Source organism: Winslowiella iniecta (genome assembly GCF_001267535.1).
Classification (GTDB): domain Bacteria; phylum Pseudomonadota; class Gammaproteobacteria; order Enterobacterales; family Enterobacteriaceae; genus Erwinia; species Erwinia iniecta.
The window spans coordinates 47721-71621 of sequence record NZ_JRXE01000025.1; the positions used below are offsets into that span (position 1 = coordinate 47721).

Annotated in this window: 22 protein-coding genes; 3 read left to right on the forward strand and 19 right to left on the reverse strand. The window is 53.4% G+C overall.

From position 1 onward, the window contains the following. Positions 1–100 precede the first annotated feature (100 nt). The 16 genes from NG42_RS16755 to ravA all read right to left on the reverse strand — a co-directional run bounded on the left by NG42_RS16755 (position 101) and on the right by ravA (position 17286). Entirely contained in the window at positions 101–520 is a 420-nt protein-coding gene (locus NG42_RS16755) for a F0F1 ATP synthase subunit epsilon (protein WP_052901127.1), read from the reverse strand. Between the two features lie 24 nt (positions 521–544). Further along, entirely contained in the window at positions 545–1927 is a 1383-nt protein-coding gene (atpD, locus tag NG42_RS16760) for a F0F1 ATP synthase subunit beta (RefSeq protein ID WP_052901130.1), read from the reverse strand. 119 nt (positions 1928–2046) lie between these two features. After that, positions 2047–2913 (reverse strand): F0F1 ATP synthase subunit gamma, encoded by an 867-nt coding sequence (atpG, locus tag NG42_RS16765; protein ID WP_052901133.1) that lies wholly within the window; start codon positions 2911–2913, stop codon positions 2047–2049. A gap of 53 nt (positions 2914–2966) precedes the next feature. Next, complete coding sequence (atpA, locus tag NG42_RS16770) at positions 2967–4508, reverse strand: F0F1 ATP synthase subunit alpha (protein ID WP_052901136.1); 1542 nt, start codon at positions 4506–4508, stop codon at positions 2967–2969. A 14-nt stretch (positions 4509–4522) separates the two neighbouring features. Further along, positions 4523–5056, reverse strand: a complete 534-nt coding sequence (atpH, locus tag NG42_RS16775) for a F0F1 ATP synthase subunit delta (RefSeq protein ID WP_052901139.1) — start codon at positions 5054–5056, stop codon at positions 4523–4525. 14 nt (positions 5057–5070) lie between these two features. Further along, a complete protein-coding gene (gene atpF / locus NG42_RS16780) occupies positions 5071–5541 on the reverse strand; it encodes a F0F1 ATP synthase subunit B (protein WP_052901142.1) in 471 nt (156 codons plus the stop codon). A gap of 107 nt (positions 5542–5648) precedes the next feature. Then, a complete protein-coding gene (atpE, locus tag NG42_RS16785) occupies positions 5649–5888 on the reverse strand; it encodes a F0F1 ATP synthase subunit C (RefSeq protein WP_003849523.1) in 240 nt (79 codons plus the stop codon). Between the two features lie 50 nt (positions 5889–5938). Then, positions 5939–6757, reverse strand: a complete 819-nt coding sequence (gene atpB / locus NG42_RS16790) for a F0F1 ATP synthase subunit A (RefSeq protein ID WP_052901145.1) — start codon at positions 6755–6757, stop codon at positions 5939–5941. 8 nt (positions 6758–6765) lie between these two features. Then, positions 6766–7146 carry a F0F1 ATP synthase subunit I gene (atpI, locus tag NG42_RS16795; protein ID WP_052901147.1) on the reverse strand — a complete coding sequence of 127 codons (381 nt, stop codon included), beginning with the start codon at positions 7144–7146 and terminating at the stop codon, positions 6766–6768. A 711-nt stretch (positions 7147–7857) separates the two neighbouring features. After that, the gene (rsmG, locus tag NG42_RS16800; RefSeq protein WP_052901150.1) at positions 7858–8475 is read right to left on the reverse strand and encodes a 16S rRNA (guanine(527)-N(7))-methyltransferase RsmG; all 618 of its coding nucleotides are present in this window, start codon (positions 8473–8475) and stop codon (positions 7858–7860) included. A 102-nt stretch (positions 8476–8577) separates the two neighbouring features. Continuing rightward, positions 8578–10467 carry a tRNA uridine-5-carboxymethylaminomethyl(34) synthesis enzyme MnmG gene (gene mnmG, locus NG42_RS16805; RefSeq protein WP_052901153.1) on the reverse strand — a complete coding sequence of 630 codons (1890 nt, stop codon included), beginning with the start codon at positions 10465–10467 and terminating at the stop codon, positions 8578–8580. Positions 10468–10928: 461 nt separating this feature from the next. Continuing rightward, complete coding sequence (mioC, locus tag NG42_RS16810) at positions 10929–11369, reverse strand: FMN-binding protein MioC (RefSeq protein WP_052901156.1); 441 nt, start codon at positions 11367–11369, stop codon at positions 10929–10931. Between the two features lie 159 nt (positions 11370–11528). Beyond that, positions 11529–11990, reverse strand: a complete 462-nt coding sequence (gene asnC / locus NG42_RS16815) for a transcriptional regulator AsnC (RefSeq protein WP_052901159.1) — start codon at positions 11988–11990, stop codon at positions 11529–11531. Between the two features lie 126 nt (positions 11991–12116). Beyond that, entirely contained in the window at positions 12117–14261 is a 2145-nt protein-coding gene (gene ovoA, locus NG42_RS16820) for a 5-histidylcysteine sulfoxide synthase (RefSeq protein ID WP_052901162.1), read from the reverse strand. Positions 14262–14335: 74 nt separating this feature from the next. After that, positions 14336–15796: an ATPase RavA stimulator ViaA gene (viaA, locus tag NG42_RS16825; RefSeq protein WP_052901165.1), complete on the reverse strand. Its 1461-nt coding sequence runs from the start codon at positions 15794–15796 to the stop codon at positions 14336–14338. After that, the gene (gene ravA, locus NG42_RS16830) at positions 15793–17286 is read right to left on the reverse strand and encodes an ATPase RavA (protein WP_052901169.1); all 1494 of its coding nucleotides are present in this window, start codon (positions 17284–17286) and stop codon (positions 15793–15795) included. Before ravA ends, viaA begins: the two co-directional genes overlap by 4 nt. 255 nt (positions 17287–17541) lie before the next feature. Between ravA and kup the strand changes: the two genes are divergently transcribed. After that, on the forward strand, positions 17542–19410 hold the full coding sequence (gene kup / locus NG42_RS16835) for a low affinity potassium transporter Kup (RefSeq protein WP_052901172.1): 1869 nt from the start codon (positions 17542–17544) through the stop codon (positions 19408–19410). Between the two features lie 48 nt (positions 19411–19458). Here kup and qseC read toward each other — a convergent pair whose 3' ends face one another. Together qseC and qseB are read right to left on the reverse strand one after the other, a co-directional pair. Further along, complete coding sequence (gene qseC / locus NG42_RS16840; protein WP_052901175.1) at positions 19459–20811, reverse strand: quorum sensing histidine kinase QseC; 1353 nt, start codon at positions 20809–20811, stop codon at positions 19459–19461. Continuing rightward, positions 20808–21470 carry a quorum sensing response regulator transcription factor QseB gene (gene qseB, locus NG42_RS16845; protein ID WP_052901178.1) on the reverse strand — a complete coding sequence of 221 codons (663 nt, stop codon included), beginning with the start codon at positions 21468–21470 and terminating at the stop codon, positions 20808–20810. Before qseB ends, qseC begins: the two co-directional genes overlap by 4 nt. Before the next feature lie 227 nt (positions 21471–21697). Between qseB and NG42_RS16850 the strand changes: the two genes are divergently transcribed. After that, a complete protein-coding gene (locus tag NG42_RS16850; protein WP_052901180.1) occupies positions 21698–22093 on the forward strand; it encodes a YgiW/YdeI family stress tolerance OB fold protein in 396 nt (131 codons plus the stop codon). A gap of 25 nt (positions 22094–22118) precedes the next feature. Here the strand turns inward: NG42_RS16850 and NG42_RS16855 are convergent, their stop codons facing one another. Continuing rightward, positions 22119–23012 (reverse strand): LysR family transcriptional regulator, encoded by an 894-nt coding sequence (locus tag NG42_RS16855; protein ID WP_052901183.1) that lies wholly within the window; start codon positions 23010–23012, stop codon positions 22119–22121. Positions 23013–23116: 104 nt separating this feature from the next. Here NG42_RS16855 and budA point away from each other — a divergent pair, with 104 nt between their 5' ends. After that, positions 23117–23899, forward strand: coding sequence for an acetolactate decarboxylase (gene budA / locus NG42_RS16860; RefSeq protein ID WP_052901186.1), 783 nt, complete (start codon positions 23117–23119; stop codon positions 23897–23899). Positions 23900–23901 lie beyond the last annotated feature (2 nt).

The window sequence follows — 23901 nt, forward strand, 5'->3', positions numbered from 1 at the left end:
ATTAGCTTGCTAACTGAAAGTAACCAGCAAAGCCGCCGGACACAGACAAAAAAAATGCCAGTCAGATAACTGACTGGCATCTTAAGACATAAAGCCTGGGTTACATCGCTTTCTTGGTCAACTCGATAACGCGCAGTTTGGCGATCGCTTTGGCCAGTTCAGCCGATGCCTGAGCGTAGTCGACATCGCCGTGAGAGCTGTTCATATGCTCTTCCGCTTTGCGTTTCGCTTCCAGCGCTCGCGCTTCGTCGAGATCTGTTCCGCGAATCGCCGTGTCAGCCAGCACGGTAGTCGAGCCTGGCTGCACTTCCAGCACGCCGCCGGAGAGGTAAATCACCTCTTCTTCGCCGTGCTGTTTAACGATACGAATCATACCAGGCTTAATGGCGGTGAGCAGCGGGGCGTGACCAGGGAAAATACCCAGTTCACCTTCGCTACCTGACACCTGGATTTTCTGTACCAGACCAGAGAACATTTGTTGCTCTGCACTGACCACATCCAGATGATAAGTCATAGCCATATCTAACCTCCTGGGAAACTGTTATTACAGTTTCTTCGCTTTTTCCACGGCTTCTTCGATGGAACCTACCATGTAGAAAGCCTGCTCTGGCAGATGGTCGAATTCACCTTCCATGATGCCTTTAAAGCCACGGATGGTATCTTTCAGCGACACATACTTACCTGGAGAACCGGTGAAGACTTCTGCCACGAAGAACGGCTGGGACAGGAAGCGCTGCATCTTACGAGAGCGTGCTACCACCAGTTTGTCTTCTTCTGACAGCTCATCCATACCCAGGATGGCGATGATGTCTTTCAGTTCCTGATAACGCTGCAGCAGGGACTGTACGCCACGCGCGGTGTCGTAGTGTTCCTGACCAACAACCAGCGGATCCAGCTGACGGCTGGTGGAATCCAGCGGGTCAACTGCCGGGTAGATACCCAGAGAAGCGATCTGACGGCTCAGAACCACGGTTGCGTCAAGGTGCGCAAAGGTGGTGGCTGGAGATGGGTCAGTCAAGTCATCCGCAGGTACGTATACCGCCTGAACGGAAGTGATGGAACCGGTCTTCGTGGAGGTAATACGCTCCTGAAGCACGCCCATCTCTTCTGCCAGAGTCGGCTGGTAACCTACTGCAGATGGCATACGACCCAGCAGTGCAGATACTTCTGTACCGGCCAGGGTGTAACGATAGATGTTGTCGACGAACAGCAGAACGTCACGACCTTCGTCACGGAATTTCTCAGCCATGGTCAGGCCGGTCAGTGCAACGCGCAGACGGTTACCCGGCGGCTCGTTCATCTGGCCATACACCAGGGATACTTTATCGATAACGTTGGAGTCGGTCATTTCGTGGTAGAAGTCGTTACCTTCACGGGTACGCTCGCCCACACCAGCAAATACCGAGAAACCTGAGTGCTCGATCGCGATGTTACGGATCAGCTCCATCATGTTTACGGTCTTACCAACACCCGCACCACCGAACAGACCGACTTTACCGCCCTTAGCGAACGGACACATCAGATCGATTACTTTGATACCGGTTTCCAGCAGTTCCTGAGAGCTGGACAGCTCTTCGTAGGAAGGGGCCGGACGGTGAATAGCCCAACGCTCTTCTTCACCGATGTCGCCTTTCATATCGATCGGCTCACCCAGCACGTTCATGATACGGCCGAGTGTTGCAGTACCTACTGGTACTTCGATTGGGTGCTCAAGGTCAACCGTAGTCAGACCGCGCTTCAGGCCGTCTGAGGAACCCATAGCGATGGTACGAACCACGCCACCGCCCAGCTGCTGCTGAACTTCCAGCACCAGACGAGCATCACCATTATGAACCTCAAGGGCGCTGTACACTTGTGGTACTGCGTCCTGAGGGAACTCGACGTCCACCACGGCGCCGATAACCTGGACAATCTTTCCAGTAGCCATCTTGAATCCTCTACCTAATTCGTTTATACCCAGCTTCACTCAAGCGACAGCGGCGTAACATACTGACTTTCATCAGCTTTAGCGCTCTGCTGCCACTTCAGTTCCCTGGGTATACCTGGTTAAACCGCGGAGGCCCCCGAGACAATCTCGGTAAGTTCCTGGGTGATGCTGGCCTGACGAGCTTTGTTGTATACCAACTGCAGCTCTTTGATCAGGTTACCGCCGTTATCGGTTGCAGCTTTCATCGCCACCATACGCGCGGCCTGCTCGCTGGCCAGGTTTTCTACAACACCCTGGTAAACCTGAGACTCTACATAGCGACGCAGTAAAGTATCCAGCAGCCCTTTCGGATCCGGCTCATACAGGTAATCCCAGGTCTTCTTCTTCAGATCGCCTTCGTCTTCTGCCGGAGGTAATGGCAGCAGCTGAGTGATCTGAGGAGACTGAGACATGGTGTTGACAAATTTGTTGCTGACGATAAACAGCTTATCTAAGCGGCCTTCATCGTAAGCCTGCAGCATAACTTTTACCGGGCCAATCAGTTCGGATACAGAAGGTTTATCTCCCATACCGGTGACCTGAGCAACCACGTTAGCGCCTACAGAGCCGAAGAATGACAGACCTTTGGAACCGATAATCGCCAGATCACTCTCGACGCCTTTATCAGCCCAGGCTTTCATATCAGCCAGCAATTTTTTGAACAGGTTAATGTTCAAACCACCACAAAGCCCGCGGTCGGTAGAAACGACCAGGTAGCCGACGCGCTTAACGTCGCGCTCCTCGAGGTAAGGGTGCTTGTACTCCAGATTACCAAGCGCAATGTGACCAATCACTTTGCGCATGGTATCTGCATAAGGACGGCTGGCCGCCATGCGTTCCTGCGATTTACGCATTTTGGAGGCGGCGACCATTTCCATCGCTTTGGTGATCTTTTGCGTGTTCTGGACGCTTCCGATCTTACTACGTATCTCTTTTGCGCCGGCCATAAGCTTCTCCTCAAAGCCTTGCGGCCTGCCCTAAAAGGACAAGCCGCCAGACGTTACCAGGACTGGGTTGCTTTGAACGTTTCGAGGAGGCCTTTCAGCTTCGCTTCGATTTCGTTGTTATAGTTACCCGACTGGTTGATTTCAGCCATCAGCTCGACGTGATCGCGATCCGCGTAAGCCAGTAGCGCTGCTTCGAAGCTACCGATTTTCGCCAGTTCGACGTCATTCAGGAAGCCACGCTCAGCAGCGAACAATACCAGACCCTGCTGTGCAACAGACATTGGTGCATACTGTTTCTGCTTCAGCAGCTCGGTCACTTTCTGACCATGGCTCAGCTGTTTACGGGTTGCTTCATCCAGATCAGAAGCGAACTGAGAGAACGCAGCCAGTTCACGATACTGTGCCAGCGCGGTACGAATACCACCGGACAGTTTCTTGATGATCTTGGTCTGAGCAGCACCACCAACACGCGATACCGAGATACCCGGGTTAACTGCCGGACGAATACCGGAGTTAAACAGGTTGGTTTCCAGGAAGATCTGACCATCAGTAATCGAGATTACGTTGGTTGGAACGAACGCAGAAACGTCACCAGCCTGGGTTTCAATGATTGGCAGAGCAGTCAGAGAACCGGTTTTACCTTTCACTTCACCTTTGGTGAATGCTTCAACGTACTCAGCGTTAACGCGAGATGCACGCTCCAGCAGACGGGAGTGGAGGTAGAACACGTCACCAGGGAATGCTTCACGACCCGGTGGACGACGCAGCAGCAGGGAAACCTGACGGTAAGCAACAGCCTGTTTAGACAGGTCATCGTATACGATCAGTGCATCTTCACCACGGTCACGGAAATATTCGCCCATCGCACAACCGGCATATGGTGCCAGGTATTGCAGTGCAGCAGATTCTGATGCGGTAGCAACCACAACGATGGTGTTAGCCAGCGCGTTGTGTTCTTCCAGCTTACGAACCACGTTAGAAATGGTGGACGCTTTCTGGCCGATAGCCACGTACACACATTTGATACCGGAATCACGCTGGTTGATGATCGCATCGATCGCCATCGCGGTTTTACCGGTCTGACGGTCACCGATGATCAGCTCACGCTGGCCACGGCCGATTGGAATCATTGCATCGACGGATTTGTAACCAGTCTGTACAGGCTGGTCAACACCCTGGCGTTCGATAACGCCTGGTGCAATCACTTCGATTGGCGAGAAGCCGTCGTTATCAATGGCGCCTTTGCCATCAATGGGTGCACCCAGGGTGTTCACCACGCGGCCCAGCAGGCCACGACCGACAGGAACTTCCAGAATACGGCCAGTACACTTAACCTTCATGCCTTCGGCAAGGTCAGCGTATGGGCCCATCACGACTGCACCTACCGAGTCACGCTCGAGGTTCAGTGCGATAGCATAACGGTTACCCGGCAGGGCAATCATCTCACCCTGCATGACATCGGCCAGGCCGTGTACGCGGATGATACCGTCATTTACAGATACAATAGTACCTTCGTTGTGAGCTTCACTCACGACATTGAACTGAGCAATGCGCTGCTTGATCAGTTCGCTGATTTCGGTGGAATTCAGTTGCATATGCTCCAGTCCCCTTAAGACTGCAAGACGTCTGCCAGACGCTCAAGACGGCCGCGTACGCTGCCATCAATCACCATATCACCCGAGCGGATGATAACGCCTGCCATTACAGACTTATCAATTTTGCAATTCAGCTTAACTTTGCGTGACAGACGTTTTTCCATCGCGGTGCTGATTTTAGTCAGCTGTTCGTCACTCAGAGTGCTGGCGGAGATGACTTCAACTTCAGCGGTCGCATCATATGCGGCACGCAGTTGAATATACTGAGCCAGAACATCCGGGAGCGCTTGTAAACGTCCGTTTTCTGCCATTACCTTAATCAGGTTTTGGCCTGCTTCGTCGAGTTGATCACCACAGATTGCATTGAAAGATGCAGACGTAGCTTCCGGCGCCAGTGCGCCGGAGAGAAGTTCTGCCATCTGTTCATTGCTTGCCACTTCAGCGGCAAACGCCAGCATCTGCTGCCAGCGATCGACACTTTGATGCTCAACAGCAAAGTCAAAAGCTGCTTTGGCGTAGGGGCGAGCTACAGTTACAAATTCAGACATCAGCCCCTCCCTCCTTACAGTTCAGCGACCAGTTTATCTACGATGTCGCTGTTAGCAGCTTCATCCACGGAACGTTCAATGATCTTCTCGGCGCCGGCAACAGCCAGCATCGCGACTTGCTTACGCAACTCTTCACGTGCACGTTTACGCTCAGCATCAATTTCTGCCTGCGCTTGGTTCACGATCTTGCTACGTTCCTGCTCAGCCTCAGCTTTGGCGTCGTCCAGGATCTGAGAACGGCGTTTGTTAGCCTGTTCAATGATTACCTGAGCTTCTTCTTTCGCTTTTTTCAGCTGGTCGGTCGCATTAGCCTGCGCGAGATCCAAATCTTTTTTGGCACGTTCAGCGGAAGCAAGGCCTTCAGCAATTTCTTTCTGGCGCTTTTCGATGGCAGCCATAATCGGCGGCCATACGTACTTCATGCAGAACAGGACAAACAGGACGAACGCGATAGCCTGGCCGAGGATTGTTGCGTTAAGGTTCACAGCACAATGCCTCTTGTTAAGTTAACTTTATCTGCCGTCATCATAGACAACCTGCAGAATCCGTTCATCGCTCAACATTTAACGTGTTGCCGATGAACAATCTGTTACTACGCGACAGCGAACATCACGTACAGACCCAGACCAACAGCGATCATCGGGATTGCATCCACCAGACCCATGACAACAAAGAACTGCGTACGCAGCAGAGGAATCAGATCCGGTTGACGCGCAGCGCCTTCCAGGAATTTGCCTCCGAGGATGCCGATACCGATCGCAGCACCGATTGCCGCCAGGCCCATCATCACAGCGGCAGCCATGTACAGCAGATCCATATTCAGGTTTTCCATGACAGTCTCCAGTTTGTTTCAGTTATAACGCAGTAGTGTTGAGAAAAAAATCAATGTTCTTCAGATGCCATCGACAGATAGACAATCGTTAAGACCATGAAAATGAAAGCCTGCAGCGAAATGATCAGGATGTGGAAAATGGCCCAAGGCACACTCAGAACCCACTGTGACCACCACGGCAACAGACCGGCAATCAGGATAAAGATCAATTCACCCGCATACATGTTGCCGAACAGTCGCAGACCGAGAGAAACCGGTTTGGACAGCAGGCTCACACCTTCAAGAATCAGGTTGATAGGGATGAAGATCGGGTGATTAAAGGGTTGCAGGGTCAGCTCTTTAGTAAAGCCGCCGATGCCTTTCATCTTGATGCTGTAAAACAGAATCAAAATAAATACGCCCAGTGCCATCGACAGCGTGACGTTAACGTCAGCGGAAGGGACAACACGCAGTGCTGGCAGACCGAACCAATGCTCACCGATGTACGGCAGCAGGTCGATAGGCAGCAGATCCATGAAGTTCATCAGGAACACCCAGACGAAAATCGTCAGGGCCAGCGGAGCGATAAGCTTGCTTTTACCGTGGTACATGTCGCGAACGTTACCGTCGACAAAACCTACCACCAGTTCAATAGCAGTCTGGAATTTCCCCGGAACACCGCTGGTGGCCGTTTTCGCCACTTTACGGAACAGTACCAGGAACAGCAGGCCCAGCACCACGGAGAAAAACATGGAATCGATATTTAATACCCAGAAAGACGCGGGCGCGTCGTGCGGGTTCACTAACTCGAAAGTACGCAGGTCCAGCTGAAGGTTATTCAGGTGGTGACCTATGTAATCTTGCGGAGTAGAGATTTCTCCTGCAGCCATGATGCCTCTTACCCTTTGTTGTTAATTACAGCCGGTGCCAGTATCTGCACAACCAGCACCGATAACCACGTCAGCCCGAGCGGCATAAATACCGCGCCGAACACACCCAGCGCCACGACAAGAAGAATAATCGTGGCAAACACCTTCAACACTTCACCGATGGCGAAGCTCCAGGCAACACGGCCTTTCGCGGGTGTTTGCGCCTGAAGGCGCCAGGCTAAAATCATAAAAAACACGCCAGGCAGCCAGGCTGCCAGTCCACCGGCGATGGCAGATGCGCCCCACGTGATATCTTTCAGAGTGAACAGCAGTCCGATTACGACAAAAGTCACCAGCTGAATAAGCAGCACGGTCCGGGCAAATTTCAAACTGTAAAGAGACACTGACATGACGCTTAACTCCCCTGCCCCGTTCGGGGTATGTCGCGTGCCGTATAAAACTGCCTTTACTCATTTGAGTCAAGCAGCAAAAAACGAGCAAATTATACGGGGCGCACCTGCGATTTCAATCGATAAGTAGAGAAAAGGTGAACAATTATTTAAATTTCTTTCTGAGGCCCTATTTTTCAAAAGCGCAAAGAACGGTAAACCGAAGTAAATTTGTCGTAATAAGCCCGACGCCTTGCTCATAAAGCGTGCTTCAGATCACAAATCAGTAATGTAATGGCGAAATATTATACGGTTTTTTTACTAAAACAGTAGAAACACGAATAATAAATAACTATAAAAACAGACAGTTATCGTAAAATAATTTGAAAACGGCAATTAAGATCGATTAAAAGCTTATATTGACATCGCCAGCAAACTTTCAATGTCGATAATCACATTACTCACGCCAACTTATAATGCAGATATATTTTCATGCGTGACTATCTAATCACTTTAACAATCCGCTAAAAGTGATAATCATGATAATAGAATGTGACATTAACGTTAAATGTAACTGACCATGTCTGATAATTTCTGTTGGTCGATTTAACCTGATCAAATCTGAATCGCCGACAAATTTTTTTTGCGAAAAATGAACGACCGGCGTTTTATTGTACAGCATGCACTTTACGCGAAACAGGGCATGCAGCAATGTCCCAACTAACTAAAGGGTTAATTCGCCTTAATAATCACCAGATGACGCTCACCTTCCAGCTGCGGAACCTTCAGACGCACGGTCTCTGTCACGCGAAAACCGTCGGGTAATGCCGAAATTTCATCGCCTGGCAGCACGCCTTTCAGCGCATAAAATGCACCATTTTTGCCCGGCAGGTGATGACACCAGCTCAGCATATCATTCAGCGAAGCAAACGCGCGGCTGATCACACCGTCAAAAGGCGGCTCTGAAGGGAACTCTTCCACCCGGCTCTGTACCGGCTCGATGTTCTCCAGTTTCAGCTCATGCTGCACCTGGCGCAGGAAACGCACACGCTTACCCAGGCTATCCAGCAGAGTGAAATGGGCATCAGGTCGCACGATGGCCAGCGGCACGCCTGGCAGCCCTGGTCCGGTGCCGACATCAATAAAACGATTCCCCTGCAGATGCGGCTCGACCACAATACTGTCGAGAATATGGCGTATCAGCATCTGTTCAGGCTCACGTACCGAGGTCAGGTTGTAGGCTTTGTTCCACTTGTGCAGCATCTCAACGTAGCCCACCAGCTGTTGCTTTTGCTGATCGGACAGGGAAATGTTGGCGGCGTTGAGCAGGGAGGAAAGTTGGTTAATCACAGCAGGTTCCGTCAATATTTGTTGTCTGAATAGGGGCGACGAGAACGGCGCCCTTACAGGATTCTGTTGCAGGAGCGGCGTTCTCGCCGCTCTTTGCCAGCGTCAGGCGCTTTTACGGAGCAAACCCTGTTTTTTCAGGTAAATCAGCAGAATCGAGATCGCAGCCGGGGTCACACCGGAAATACGCGAAGCCTGGCCGATAGAACCCGGTTTATGATCGTTAAGTTTGGCGATCACTTCGTTCGACAGACCGGTAACCTGATGATAATCGAGCGTGGCAGGCAGCAGGGTATTCTCATTGCGCTGCTGGCGATCAATCTCTTCCTGCTGACGGGCAATGTAACCTTCGTACTTCACCTGGATCTCAACTTGCTCGGCAGCCTGCACATCACTCAGTGCCGGCGCAAACAGGCTCAGGCTCATCAGTTTTTCGTAAGTCATTTCAGGACGGCGCAGTAAATCTTCACCGCTGGCCTCTTTAGTCAGACCGGCGCTCAGCACGCTATTGATCTCGTCGACACTGGCGGATTTCGGGTGCACCCAGATATCACGCAGACGCTGACGTTCCAGCTCGATGCTTTCCAGTTTCTGGTTATAACGCGCCCAACGGGCATCATCGACCAGACCCAGCTCGCGACCGGCTTCCGTCAGTCGCAGATCGGCGTTATCTTCACGCAGCATCAGACGATATTCGGCACGTGAAGTGAACATGCGGTACGGTTCTTTGGTACCGAGGGTGCAAAGATCGTCCACCAGCACGCCGAGATACGCCTGATCACGACGCGGCGCCCAGCTCTCTTTATCAGCGGAGAGGCGGCCCGCATTCAGTCCTGCCAGCAGACCCTGCGCCGCGGCTTCTTCGTAACCGGTGGTGCCGTTGATCTGACCGGCAAAGAACAGGCCGTTGATATATTTACTTTCCAGCGTCGGTTTCAGATCGCGAGGATCGAAGAAATCGTACTCGATCGCATAGCCGGGACGCACGATACGCGCGTTTTCCATGCCCTGCATCGAGTGGACGATTTGCATCTGCACGTCAAACGGCAGGCTGGTGGAGATACCGTTCGGGTAGATCTCGTTGCTGGTTAAGCCTTCCGGCTCAAGGAAAATTTGGTGCGCGTTACGATCGGCAAAGCGCATCACTTTGTCTTCGATAGACGGGCAGTAACGTGGGCCAATTCCTTCGATAACACCGGCATACATCGGGCTGCGATCGAGGTTATTACGGATCACGTCATGGGTTTTTTCGTTGGTATAGGTGATGTAGCAAGGCACCTGTTGTGGATGCTGAGACACATTGCCCATAAACGAGAATACCGGCATCGGATTGTCACCGTGCTGGGGTGCCAGTACGCTGAAATCGATGGTGCGCGCGTCGATACGCGGCGGAGTCCCGGTTTTCAGGCGGCTCACGCGCAGCGGTAATTCACGCAGTCGACGCGCCAGCGGAATGGATGGCGGATCGCCAGCACGGCCACCGCTGTAATTATCCAGTCCGATATGAATTTTGCCGTCAAGGAAAGTACCGACCGTCAGCACCACGGCTTTGGCGCGGAATTTCAGGCCCATCTGGGTCACTGCGCCGACAACACGATCGTTTTCGACAATCAGATCTTCCACGGCCTGCTGGAAGATCATCAGGTTTGGCTGGTTTTCCAGCGCGGTGCGAACCGCCTGGCGATACAGTACGCGGTCAGCCTGAGCACGGGTTGCCCGTACCGCCGGGCCTTTGCTGGCGTTTAGTATCCTAAACTGAATGCCCGCCTGATCGATGGCGGTCGCCATCAGGCCACCCAGTGCATCCACTTCCTTAACCAGATGTCCCTTGCCGATGCCACCGATCGCCGGATTACAGGACATTTGTCCCAGCGTGTCGATGTTGTGGGTTAACAACAGGGTTTGTTGACCCATTCGGGCAGCAGCCATCGCGGCTTCTGTTCCCGCATGACCACCACCGATTACGATGACGTCAAAAGGATCTGGATAGAACATGGTACTGCACCTCGCGATTGGACGGTCAGGGAGATTTCCCTGGGGCGTGGATTCTACTCAACTTTAGCCGATGGCGAAAGCACCGGGATCGTCAGGGTTTAAAAAGAAAGATCTTTTTTATTTAAGGATCTCTTTATTAGATCTCTTATTAGGATCGACGATCTCTGTGGATAAGCGTTTTTTGATCAAGGCGATCAAGTGATTAGCAACGATCGATTGCTGTGAATGATCGGTGATCCTTTTCAGTATAAGCTGGGATCTAAATGGCAGGTTATACACAGGCTCAAAGAGTGAACAACGTTGTTCTTGGGATAACAACCGGTTATTAGGGGGTCAATACAGTAGTTATCCACAAACGATCGCCGTTAAATTGCACAAAATAAGTATAAAAAAACGAGGATCCGGCAAAAAAAAGTCTTAACAGCAGCAAAAAGAGGCTCAGCTGCCCCCCTTTAAGGCGATTAAATCAGCGATTTCCAGCTCCCGACCCATACCTCAGCCGGATCTTCGGGGATCTCATGTTCCATCACGTCGATATCCAGACGGTCACCGATCCGTTTAGCACCACGTGCGGTTAACAGGTTGTCCATCTTATCTATTGCACCGCAGAACAGATCGTATTCCCGGTTGCCAATGCCCACGGCACCATAACGCACCGCCGACAGGTCGGGTTGCTGCTCTTCTATTTCTTCAAACAGCGGTTGCAGATTGTCAGGCAGCTCGCCTGCACCATGGGTTGACGTCACGACCAGCCAGACACCTTGCTGTGGCAGTTCCGCCAGCTCCGGGCCATGTAAAGTCTCGGTCGTAAAGCCTGCCTCTTCCAGTTTTTCTGCCAGATGTTCAGCAACGTACTCTGCGCTGCCTAAGGTGCTGCCACTGATTAAGGTAATGTCGGCCATGATGCGATCCCTGAACGATAAAGGGGGGCATTGTACGCTGTGATCACGTTGTGATCTACCTGTGGAAAAGCAGGGTCTTTCTGAATCAGCTTAAACGGCGCAGATAACGCCGTTGCGGGCAGGGAGTTTAGATCATAAGTGGATAAAGTTGTACACCGTTCAGGGCTTAATGGTGCGCATTATCGGGTTTTGCAGCGAGATCAGGGTTTCGGTGGACTGTATCTCATCGATGGTCTGGATCTTATTGATCAACACCTGTTGCAGCGCGTCAATCGATCGGCACATCACCTTAATAAAGATGCTGTAATGGCCGGTGGTATAGTAGGCTTCCACCACTTCATCAAGACTTTCCAGTCGCGCCAGTGCAGAAGGATAGTCCTTGGCGCTTTTCAGGATGATGCCAATAAAACAGCACACGTCATATCCCAGATGCTTTGGGTCGATCTCCACCCGCGTACCTTTAATGATTCCTGCCTGTTTCATCTTCTCTACCCGCACGTGGATAGTGCCAGGACTGACGTTGAATTGCTTTGCCAGCTCGGCATAGGCGGTACGCGCATTATCCATCAGCGCATTAAGAATGCCGCGATCGAGGTTATCTATTTGCAGATTGTCCGCCACGTTCAACTCCGGTGAGGGGGATAGTAAGACCAGTTAACGATTATCGGCCATTTCAGCACAGGTTAATAGTTGCGGTAGCGAAGGGGAAGGGATCACAGCCCGCAGAGGCAGGCTGTGACAGAGGGATTATCGTTTACGCCAGACGGTTAACTGCGCCACGCTATGCTGATATTTACGCGCGGTTTCACGAATCACAAACGGCACATCCTGCGCCGGAGCCATCTCTTCAAAATCGGCGGCCAGCAGACGTTGCAACGCCTGATAAGTGGTCAGGGCCTCACCGTTTTCGCGGATGCCTCCCAGCCAGTTCTCTTTCGCGGTGAACTCCTCCAGCCAGGTGTAAGGCGATGACAGCATTAATATCCCACCGGCGCGCAGCATGGTGGTGATGTCCTGAAGAAAACGCGCTGGCTGGCGCAGACGGTCGATCAGATTGGCGGCCAGCACCAGATCGTAATGATCCTGTTGCGGTTTCAGATTACAGGCATCGCCCTGTACGAACTGAATGCGGCTGGCCTGTTCCGCGCCGAGATCGAAATCCTTCAGCCGCACCTGACGGTATTCCACCAGCTCACCCTCTTCCTGAGTGACGTAACGGAAATCTTCGCCGCTGGTGAGCTGTAATGCCACGTCAATAAAGCGTGCGGAGTAATCCATGCCGACGACCTGGTCGAAGTGACGTGCCAGTTCGAAGCTGGCGCGGCCAGTGGCGCAACCGATATCCAGTGCGCGGCCACGTCTGTCGGTCAACTGACAGGCGATATCCACCAGCGCCTTGCCGTAGTTCGGTACGCCAAAGTATTGCGGGCCATACTGAAAATCGAGGTACTGCGACACCATACTGTCAGTTTCATACGGATTCAGCGTCATCTTCTCCTGATGGGAGGAAACCACATAGCGGAATCCCGCATGCTGGAAGAAATGGCGGCGGAAGGCATAGCGTGAGGATTTCAGCGCTTCATTGCCGGTGGAGATCCAGCTGCCACCTTTAATCAGAGAATGTTTACCGTCAAAGGTCGGCGTCGAGAAGTCGTCATACAGCGGATGAACCTTAAAGCCTTCCAGTCCGTTGATCGGGGTGGTGGTCCATTGCCAGACATTGCCGATCAGGTCAAAGAATTCGCCCTGAGCAAAGCAGTCGACCGGGCAGGAAGAGGCCCAGTAAGCCAGATTGATATTGCCCGGTGCCTGTTGCCAGTCCGGCTGATCGCCAGCCAGCTGTTCACGCAACAGATACCATTCCGCTTCGCTGGGTAACTGAACAGAATTGCCGGTTTCCCCGGCCTTCCAGCGGCAAAACGCCGCAGCTTCCAGCTGATTAACTTCAGCCGGCCAGTCCCACGGCATTGCCACTTCTTCAGCCATCAGACGCAGTTTTAGCTGATCGGGTTGCGTAATATCGCCGACCCAGAAGGTCGGTTTATCCGCAGCGGCAAACTCACGCCAGCCCCAGCCTTCATCATCCCACCACTGTTGCTGCTGATAACCGCCTGCGGCGACAAAGGTACAGAACTCAGCATTACTGACCAGCATCTGGCTGGCTTTAAACGCTTTGACATCGCTGTGCAGCGTGCCGTACTCGTTGTCCCAGCCATAGGTATCGTCGCGCTTACCCTGCGTGACCGAACCCGCCGCCACCGACAGCAGACTGTTTTGCGGTACCTCATGGCGATTGTGGCGTGCCTGCGGGCACACCGGCCAGTGTGGCTGCGGCGTAACCCACTCAACCGGCAGCTGACGGATCAGCACGCTGGAGGTTTCCAGATGAATTCGTTCGTGCTCGATGCCCATTAAAATCACCCACGCCGGACTGTTCCAGTCAATTGGCAGGGTGAGTGGCATAGTTTTGATAAATTCGCTGACAGTGGTTTTGACTTTACCGCGATAGTCACGCAGTTCTTCCACGGTTGGCCACGGATAGTGGCTGGTATCAAGATCGTCCCAGCTCATTTCGTCGACGCCAATCGCCATCATGGCTTCGATACTGTCATCAATACGCCGTTCAAGGTACTGACCGGCCATCAGTTTATTAATATAGAAAGTCGCCGTATGGCCAAAGTAGAAGATTAGCGGATGTCGTAAGGAGATCGCCTTAGTAAACCAGGCGCGTCGATCGGCGAGGCAGTCGAACAGATCCTCATACAGCTGCCAGGTCTGGCTGAAGTAATCGAGGATCTCCTGACGTTTCTGTTCAACATTGTTGCCGCTTAAAAGTAACGTGCGGGTCGGTAAAGGTAAGCCTGCATTGCTGTGTTGTGGTTGCTGAGTCACTTTTTGCTCCCGGGTTGCCAACTGGCGCAAGGGTAATTTATGACTATAGCAAATAAGCTTTGCCGGAATGTTTCTTAACGTTTCCAGCGGCGCAGCAGGCGGCTCTTAAGTCCGGTGTCGAAACGCCAGATATGATCGAAAATTCGCAAAATGCCCGGCTTGCCATGCGCGGACATCGCCACCGCATGAAAGCGTTGCTGTTGCTGTATCTGGCGCTGCTTAATGGTTTTAATCAGTGTTTCCGGCAGGCGCTGGGCAATAAAATCGGACACGATCACCGCATCGGCTTCCTGCCAGAGACTGCCTTCCATTCGTTTTACCACCGCGTCGAGGCAGGCCGCCAGATCGGTGCCGCCGCGAAAGCGCTGGCTGAGAAAGCGAATCGCCTGCGCGATGCCGTCATCGCTGGTCAGCTCATAGCCCACCACGTCATGGGCAAACAGCATAATGTAGCAGCGGCGTTTATCGGCCAGCGCCACCTTCAGCAGCGCCAGGCAGAACGCTTTAGCACAACGTTCATTAAATCCGCCCATTGAGCCAGACGTATCGACACAGACGATAAATGGCCCGCGCGGCTGATCTTCATGTTGCTGGTGGGTGACCGGACGCTGAGTGATTTTTTCATGCCAGGCATCACCTTGCAGGCGGTACGTCAGCAGCCGCTTTTCCACCAGCCGACGATAAAACTCGATCTCCAGCTCGCTGATGCCAAGCGTCGCCAGTTCCGGAGGCAGCAGGCGCAGCACATCGTCACTTTGATGCAGGCCACTGACCTCTTCCGGCACGTTATCGGGCTGATGCACCAGCTGATGGAAACTTTCCATTGGCGCATCCTGTGACGGTACTGATTTGGCTTCACGGCTGCGGCCAAGCTGTTCTGCCAGCTTGAGTAACTCCGGTTGTTGAGCGAGAAAGTCACCGTACTGCACAATCAGTTTATAGTCGCCGTACTGTAACTTGCTGGCGCTCATATCCCATAAACGCCCGGCGGCGGCTTCGTCGTCATCCGCCAGTACCGGTGCCAGCTGTCCGCTGATCGCCAGCCGTTGTTGCAGTTCCGCCAGCAGCTTCTCGCGCTCCTGTTCCAGCAGCTGTTGATTGAGCGTCAGGGTTTGCAACGTCAGGTTTAAGCGCCAGCGTTGTAAGAACAGCGTGTGTTGTGCCTGGCTCAGATTCGCGCTCTCGCTGTGGGAAATCAGGGCGTTTGCTTGTTCGGTAAACGGGGACTGTAGGCTGTCCAGCTCCACCAGCAGCGGTGCCAGCTGCTGGCAGAATTGCGCGGTGCTGAAGGTTTGATATTGCTGAAACAGCGCGAACTCTTTTTCCAGCGCTTCGGGCACCGGGGTGGTTTTCAGGTTTTCCAGAATCTCCGCCTTCCAGCGCGGCAGATCGCGCAGCAGGGCATTTTTCATCCGCGGAAATTTTTCAAAAAACAGCGCCAGCTGTGGCGACGCCAGCAGCACCAGGATCAGCTCTTCAATCAGTTCACCTTCACCGATCGACAGCAGCGTGCTGAGCGTCTCCAGCGAGATCATTTACGCGCCTGTTTCAGCTGTTCCGCCACGTCCTGCAAGCTGGTTTCGATACGCGCCAGCCAGTCGTCGCTGATAAACAGGCAGCGCTGGTGCTGGCTGAACAGGGTGCGCTGGCCGCGCAGCTGGTTATCCAGCTCATCCAGCGCCTGTGCAATCTCTTCCGGCATCGCGGTCTGTTGTTTACCCGGCAGCATCAGGCGCGAGGCTTGCAGACTGACATCGCGCAATGTCAGGCAGTCATTCCCATCCACCTGCATATCCAGCGTCTGGGCAAAGCCGATACCGTTCAGTTTGCCGCGAATCTCACCCGGCTTTTGCAGCCAGTGATGCAGCGTTTCGCGGGCGATAACCACATGGGTGACCTGCATATCATGCAACATCAGCGGTTTTTGCAGCATCAGGGTTAACTGATCCTCGCTGAGCGCGGCGGGCAGTTCGTAATGCGGCTTGCGGCTGAACATGCCGCCATGTTTTTCCAGCTTGATCGCCTGCTCAATACTTTGCTGTTGCTGCAACGCCAGGCGGCGGGCACCAATCTGCTGTAATTTGATCAGTAACGGCTGCTGCTGCCAGGCATACTGGGTAATCAGCGTGTCGATTTCGCGATCGAGTAGCTTCATCGATTCAACGTCGTGCCACAGGCAGTCTTTTAACAGAATCAAATCGATAGGCGCAATGGCGTTACGTCCGCTGTAGAAGGCGCAGGCCTGCAACAGATGAATGGCTTTTTTCCAGCGGCGGTCAGAGATATAAGGTGCATCCGGCAGGTTCTCCAGCTGCTGACGCAACTGATAGATCAGCTCAAACACATTGTCCGGTAGCGAAACCCGGGTGATACCTTGCTGCCATTCGCGGTATTCGTCGTCGCTGATGCACAGGTTTTCGGCTACCGGATTGACGTTTTCATCCTGCTGGTGGGTCAGCATGCTGCGAAAGTTCTGCTTCTCATGCACATTATCCAGCCACAGGCGAATCAGCATGCGATCGTACAACGCTTCCAGCCCGCTGTCCGCTTCCGGCAACTCGTTGGATGCGGTCACCAGCAGGCGCATCGGGATGGCATCTTCTTTGTCGCCGTTACGAAAGCGCCGTTCGTTGATCGCGGTTAGCAGGGTATTCAGGATTGCCGGACCGGCTTTCCAGATCTCATCCAGAAAGACAATTTCCGCATCGGGCAGATAGCCCCTGGTCAGACGCTGATAGCGCCCTTCATCTTTCAGCGCCTGAATCGACAGCGGGCCAAACACCTCTTCCGGGGTGGAAAAGCGCGTCATCAGATATTCAAAGGCGCGGGCATGTTGAAAGGCGTACTTGAGACGGCGGGCAATCAGGCTTTTGGCGATGCCGGGCGGGCCGAGCAGAAACACACTCTCACCGCTTAATGCGGCCAGCAGGCAGAGACGTATGGCGTGGTGACGCTCATACAATCCTTTCTCTAACGCATTGCTGAGGCGTGAAATTCTCTCTGCCAGTAAATGTGGTTGAGCCATAATCAGTAAATCATCCTTTATGTCCAGGCTGTGTCTCGCGTTAAAGGCGAGTGCAAACACTACTGGCTATCATGCTTGAAAGACTTGATAGCAGTCAGCTTTTTTATCGTGAAAGGGTGAAGATGCACGTTATTTGAAATTTCCGGACGGTTTCCAGAGGTAGGTTTTTATGGCATTTCGTGCATACTGTGCGGGTTTTGATGGTCTGGACCCTGCGCATTCCCGCGTCACTCCGCTTCAACAAAAGATAAAACTATGAGTTCTGACAAGAAGCAGTCCCTTGGTGCCGTCACGCTGGCGGCGATCGGCGTGGTATATGGCGATATTGGTACCAGTCCGCTGTATACCTTACGCGAATGTCTCTCCGGCCAGTTTGGCTTTGGTGTGGAACGCGATGCGGTATTTGGGTTCCTCTCGCTGATTTTCTGGCTGCTGGTGCTGGTGGTTTCACTGAAGTATCTCAGCTATGTGATGCGTGCCGATAACGCCGGTGAAGGCGGGATTTTAACCCTGATGTCGCTGGCGGGCCGTAATACCGGTGGCCGGGCGACCGCGTTTCTGGTGATTATCGGGCTGATTGGCGGCAGCTTCTTTTATGGCGAGGTGGTGATTACCCCGGCAATCTCGGTGATGTCGGCGATTGAAGGGCTGGAAATTGCCGCGCCTTCACTGGATGCTTACATCGTCCCGCTGTCGATTGCGGTACTGACGCTGCTGTTTGTGATTCAGAAACACGGTACCGGTATGGTCGGCAAGCTGTTTGCGCCGGTCATGTTGCTGTGGTTTATCGTGCTGGCGGTACTGGGTGTGCGGGGGATTCTCGGTAATCCCGAAGTCTTGCAGGCGCTGAATCCGTCATGGGCGATTCACTTCTTCATTGAATATAAACAGGTTTCTTTCTTCGCACTGGGCGCGGTGGTGCTGGCGATTACCGGTGTGGAAGCGCTGTATGCCGATATGGGCCACTTCGGCAAATTCCCAATCCGGCTGGCGTGGTTTACCGTGGTAGTGCCGTCGCTGGCGTTGAACTACTTTGGTCAGGGTGCGCTGCTGCTGAAACATCCTGAGGCGATTAAAAACCCGTTTTTCCTGCTGGCTCCCGAGTGGGCGCTAATCCCGATGCTGATCCTCGCAACGCTGGCAACGGTGATTGCCTCGCAGGCGGTCATCTCCGGGGTGTTCTCCCTGACGCGTCAGGCGGTTCGTTTGGGCTATCTGCCGCCAATGCGCATTATTCACACCTCTGAGAACGAATCCGGTCAGATCTATATTCCGGTGATCAACTGGCTGCTGTTTTTTGCGGTGGTGATTGTGATTATCAGCTTTGAGCACTCCAGTAACCTGGCGGCGGCTTACGGTATCGCGGTGACCGGCACCATGGTGCTGACCTCAATCCTTAGTTGTACCGTGGCGATAAAAAACTGGCACTGGAACCGTTTTGCGGTGGGGCTGATTCTGGTGGCGATGCTGTGCATTGATGTGCCGCTGTTCACCGCCAACCTGGTGAAAATTTTCTCCGGCGGCTGGTTGCCGCTCTGCCTGGCGCTGGTGATGTTTGTGATTATGACCACCTGGAAAAGCGAGCGCTTCCGCCTGCTGCGCCGGATGCACGAGCACGGTAACTCACTGGAAGCGCTGATTGCCTCGCTGGAGAAATCGCCGCCGGTGCGTGTGCCGGGCACCGCCGTGTATATGTCGCGTGCGCTGAATGTGATTCCGTTTGCCATGCTGCATAACCTGAAACATAACAAGGTGCTGCATGAAAGGGTGGTGTTACTGACGTTGCGTACCGAAGATGCGCCATATGTTCACAACATCCGCCGGGTGACGATTGAACAGCTTTCGCCGACCTTCTGGCGAGTGGTGGCCAGTTACGGCTGGCGCGAAACGCCGAATGTCGAAGAGATTTTCCACCGTTGCGGGTTGGAAGGACTGAGCTGCCGGATGATGGAAACCTCGTTCTTTATGTCGCACGAATCACTGATTATCGGTGATCGTCCATGGTATATGCGTCTGCGCGGCAAACTGTTCCTCGCCCTGCAACGCAATGCACTGCGTGCGCCGGACCAGTTTGAGATTCCGCCAAACCGGGTGATTGAGCTGGGAACCCAGGTCGAGATTTAACGGTTTTATGATGGGGGCGGCGAAAACGCCGCCCCTGGAATAAACGACTTAATTCCAGCTAACCACCGCAATAAATCCACCCTCAGGACGATTAGCAAAATGCACGTGCATGCCGTGCAGCTCGGCGATATTGGTGACAATCGACAGTCCCAGACCGCTGCCCGACTTCTCCTGTCCCGGTGGTCGCCAGAAACGTTCACCAACTCGCGCCAAATCCTCTTCGCTGATCCCCGGCCCATTGTCGGCCACGTCAAATCCGTTGTTGCGCAGAGTGATATCCACCGTGCTGCCGGTGTCGCTGTAACGAATGGCGTTATCCAGCAGGTTGCGTGTCATTAGCGTAAGCAGTAACAGATGGCCGTTACGTTCTACCGCTTCGGACGGCAGATGCAGTTTTAATTCCACTCCGACCTGCTGCGCTTTGTTATAGTGATCGATAACCGCCTGTTGTAATAACTGTTGGAAATCGATGCGCTGACTGTTTTCCAGTGTCGCTTCGGCATCCAGCCGCGATAAGGTCAGTAACTGATCCACCAGCCGGGTGGCACGATCGATACCGGCATCAAGGTTTTGCAGCGCATGATGGCGCATCTGAGGATCATCATGTGCCAGCTGCACCACTTCGGTCTGGACTTTCAGCGCGGCCAGCGGGCTGCGTAACTCGTGGGCGGCATCGGAGGTGAAGCGGCGTTCGCGCAGCAGCATCTGATTGATACGCGCAAACAGGGCATTCAGCGCATCGACAATCGGCCTGACTTCCTGCGGCAGATGCGGCGTGGTGAGCGGTGAGCCGTCATCCGGTGAGCGCTGCTGCAACTGCAACGCGATGCGTTTTAGCGGCGACAGTTCGCGGGTAACCAGCCAGAACAGCAGGACTAACATCACCGGCAGGGCAAACAGCCACGGCGTCAGGTTAGTCTGCACAATATCGCGCGTCATATCATCGCGGTATTCCCACTCCTGGCCGACGACCACCACATAACGTTGATCGGGCGTTGCCAGCCATACCATGCGCCATAAATCGTCATCGCCACGCAGCTGGCCGTCGGTAAAGCCGTTCTGCTGATAGTTAAACAGGAAATCTTTACCGTCATCGCCGTCGTTCAGCACCATCTTGCCATCGCGGGTAAACACCGCAAAGGCCAGCGCATCATCTTCCTGTTCGCCGCGATGATGGCGCACCATCTTTTTGGTTTTCGGCAGCGAGTGCGGTTGCTGGCTGAGATCTTCCGGGTTCATGGTGGCAAGGCGCTTGGCAAACAGCATCTGCTGCGTATCAAACAACTCATTGATTTTATGACGGGTTTGATACCATGACTCAATACTGGCTGCGCCCCAGCACAGCAGTGTCAGCAGAATAAAGCCAATAATTAAACGTAAACGCAGACTCATGCGTCTCATACCGCCGCTCCCAGCGTATAACCGACGCCGTGCACGGTTCGAATAAACTCGCTACCCAGCTTTTTGCGCAGATGGTGGATATGCACTTCAACCGCGTTACTGGAGACATCTTCATCCCAGCTGTAGAGCTTCTCTTCCAGCTGGGCGCGCGTCAGTACCCGGCCAGGGTTCATCAGCAACAGTTCAAGGATTGCCAGCTCACGTGATTTCAGAACCAGCGGCTCGCCGTGCAGCGTCACGGTGCGTGAACCGGGTTCCAGCGCGACGCCGCCATGTTGCAATGTGGGTTGCAGCTGACCGTGGCGACGACGAATCAGCGCCTGCAAGCGTGCCGCCACTTCGCTCAGGGCGAACGGTTTACACAGATAGTCGTCCGCTCCCTGTTGCAGACCGGCCACCCGCTGCTCCAGCGCATCGCGTGCGGTGAGGATCAGCACCGGCACATCCTGACCGTTTTTGCGCCACTGCCGCAAAATATCCAGCCCGTCCATCTGTGGCAGACTAAGATCCAGCACCACCGCGTCATACGGGGCGGCATCCAGCGCCAGCAAGCCGTCGTTGCCGGATAAAAACCAGTCGACGCTAAAGCCCATTTTGATCAACCCGGCTTTAATGCCGTCACCAATCAGACGGTCATCCTCGATCAATAAAATTCTCATCGGCATCTCTTTGCATCGCGTGATTAACGGCTTTTATACGTAAAGGCAGGGCAGTTTGTACAGGCAGGATCGCGGAAAATCGGCTATTTACTTCAATATGAAAAAATTGAGTGTCCCGGACAGGGTTCTTAAGATCCTGTTAAGAACCTTTTGTTTTAATCACTTCCGAAGACAACTTACCGCGCAGCAAAATGCTGCAAACTCGACATGGATTAGAGGTGAATAATATGAAAAAGACAGCCGCTTTATTAGCCATCGCCGCTCTGGTTTCCACTCCGGTTCTTGCTGCGCAAAACGGGGGGTTTGTCGACCCTAATGCCCCGGCCGCCTCCGTGCAGAAAGGTGGCTTTACTGGCCCGAACGGTAGCGTCGTGACGGTAAAACAGGCGCAGGATATGAAGGATGACAGCTGGGTGACCCTGCGCGGTAATATCGAAAAACGTGTCGGTGATGAGGATTACACCTTCCGCGACGCCACCGGCACCATGACGGTTGAGATTGATCACAAGCGCTGGAATGGCCTGACCGTTTCGCCTGGCGACAAAGTGGAGTTGCAGGGTGAGCTGGACAAAGACTTCAACTCGGTTGAACTGGATGTGAAGCAAGTCCGTAAAATTCAGTAACCGACGCCAGCGCGCCGGGCTGGCATTAGCTGGCCCGGCTTTGCGCATCGAGCGTCTGCACCAGATGCAGCACCGATGCTGAGCGATCCCATTTGCGCCATGCCAGCGCAATATCCGTCGTCAGTGCCGGATCGTCGCAGTGGTGGAAAGTGACGCCGGGAAAGTTGATGCAGCACAGTGACGCCGGTACCACCGCAAAGCCAAAACCGGCGGCCACCATACCAATGGCGGAAGAGATTTGCGGCGACTGTGGCCCGGTTTGTGGCTGAAAACCGCTGCGCAGACAGGCGCTGATAATCGATTCATACAGACTGGGGGCCAGCTCACGCGGAAAAGTGATCATCGGCGTATCCACCAGCTGCGCCAGCGACAGTGTGCTCTGCTGATTTAGCGCGTGCGACGCGGGCAGCACAATGCGCATCGCCTCACTGGCGATAATCTTCAGATTAAACGCTTTGCTGCTTTCACAAGGCAGACGTACAAAAGCCGCATCCAGTAAACCTTCCTGTAAATCATGCATCAGCGTCGCCATATTGGCTTCACGCGGCAGCAGCCGCATCGCCGGATAACGCGTCTGGAATTGCTGTAGCAGGTTGAAGATTGCCGAATGAAAGGCGATTGAACAGGCAAATCCCAGCGAAAGTTGCCCTGACACACCGCGGGCGATACCTTTTGCCTTCTCCAGCGCATTGCCGGTCAGTTCCAGAATCTGGCAGGCATCATCATAAAACACCTCGCCCGCTTCGGTTAACTCCACGCCACGCGTCAGTCGCTTCAGCAACGGCGTGCCAATTTCACGCTCCAGCCGCAAGATTTGCTGACTCAGCGGCGGCTGCGAGATGCCCAGCATTTCAGCAGCGCGGGTGAAGTTGCGCGTTTGCGCCACCGCTACAAAATAACGCAGATATCGCAGTTCCATATCGAAAACGTCTCAAAGTCACGGGAGTTCTATATTGGTATGTTGAGCTGAATCGAGTCAATATTCAGTTAACGTTTGCTAATATTTAATGCAGGAGAGAAACAATGGAGCATCATCTAACTGATTGTTTCTGTGCTGAAGAGCTCAGTTCTACCGTCACAGCATTGCAACAACAAAGGCCAGAAAGTGTTATCTATCAGACCTCTTTAATGAGTGCTCTGCTCAGTGGCGTGTATGAAGGCAGTACCACCATTGGCGATCTATTGAAGAAGGGCGATTTTGGTCTCGGCACCTTTAATCATCTTGATGGCGAACTGATTGCCTTCGATCGTGAGGTGTATCAGCTTCGCGCTGACGGTTCGGCTAATGAAGCCCGTCACGATCAAAAAACGCCGTTTGCGGTGATGACCTTTTTCCGCCCGCAGTATCGCCATCCCTTTTCGCAGTCAGCCAGTCGTGAAGAGGTGCATCAGGTCATTAATCAGCAGGTTAAATCTGATAACCAGTTCTGCGCGCTGCGTCTTGAAGGCCATTTTTCGCAGGTGGATACCCGCACCGTGCCCTGTCAGCATCGTCCGTACAAACCGATGATGCAGGCGGTTGAGCAGCAACCGACCTTCCATTTCAACCAGCGTAACGGCGTGCTGATCGGTTTCCGCACGCCGCAATATATGCAGGGAATCAATGTTGCGGGTTACCACGAGCACTTTATTACTGAGGATCGTCAGGGCGGCGGCCACGTGCTTGATTACCAGCTACATCAGGGGATCCTGACCTTTGGCGAGATCAGCAAGCTGGTGATTGATCTGCCTGAGGATGCTGATTTCCTGCAAGCCAACCTTAATCCCGATGACCTTGACGATGCTATCCGCAGCGTTGAGAGCTAATG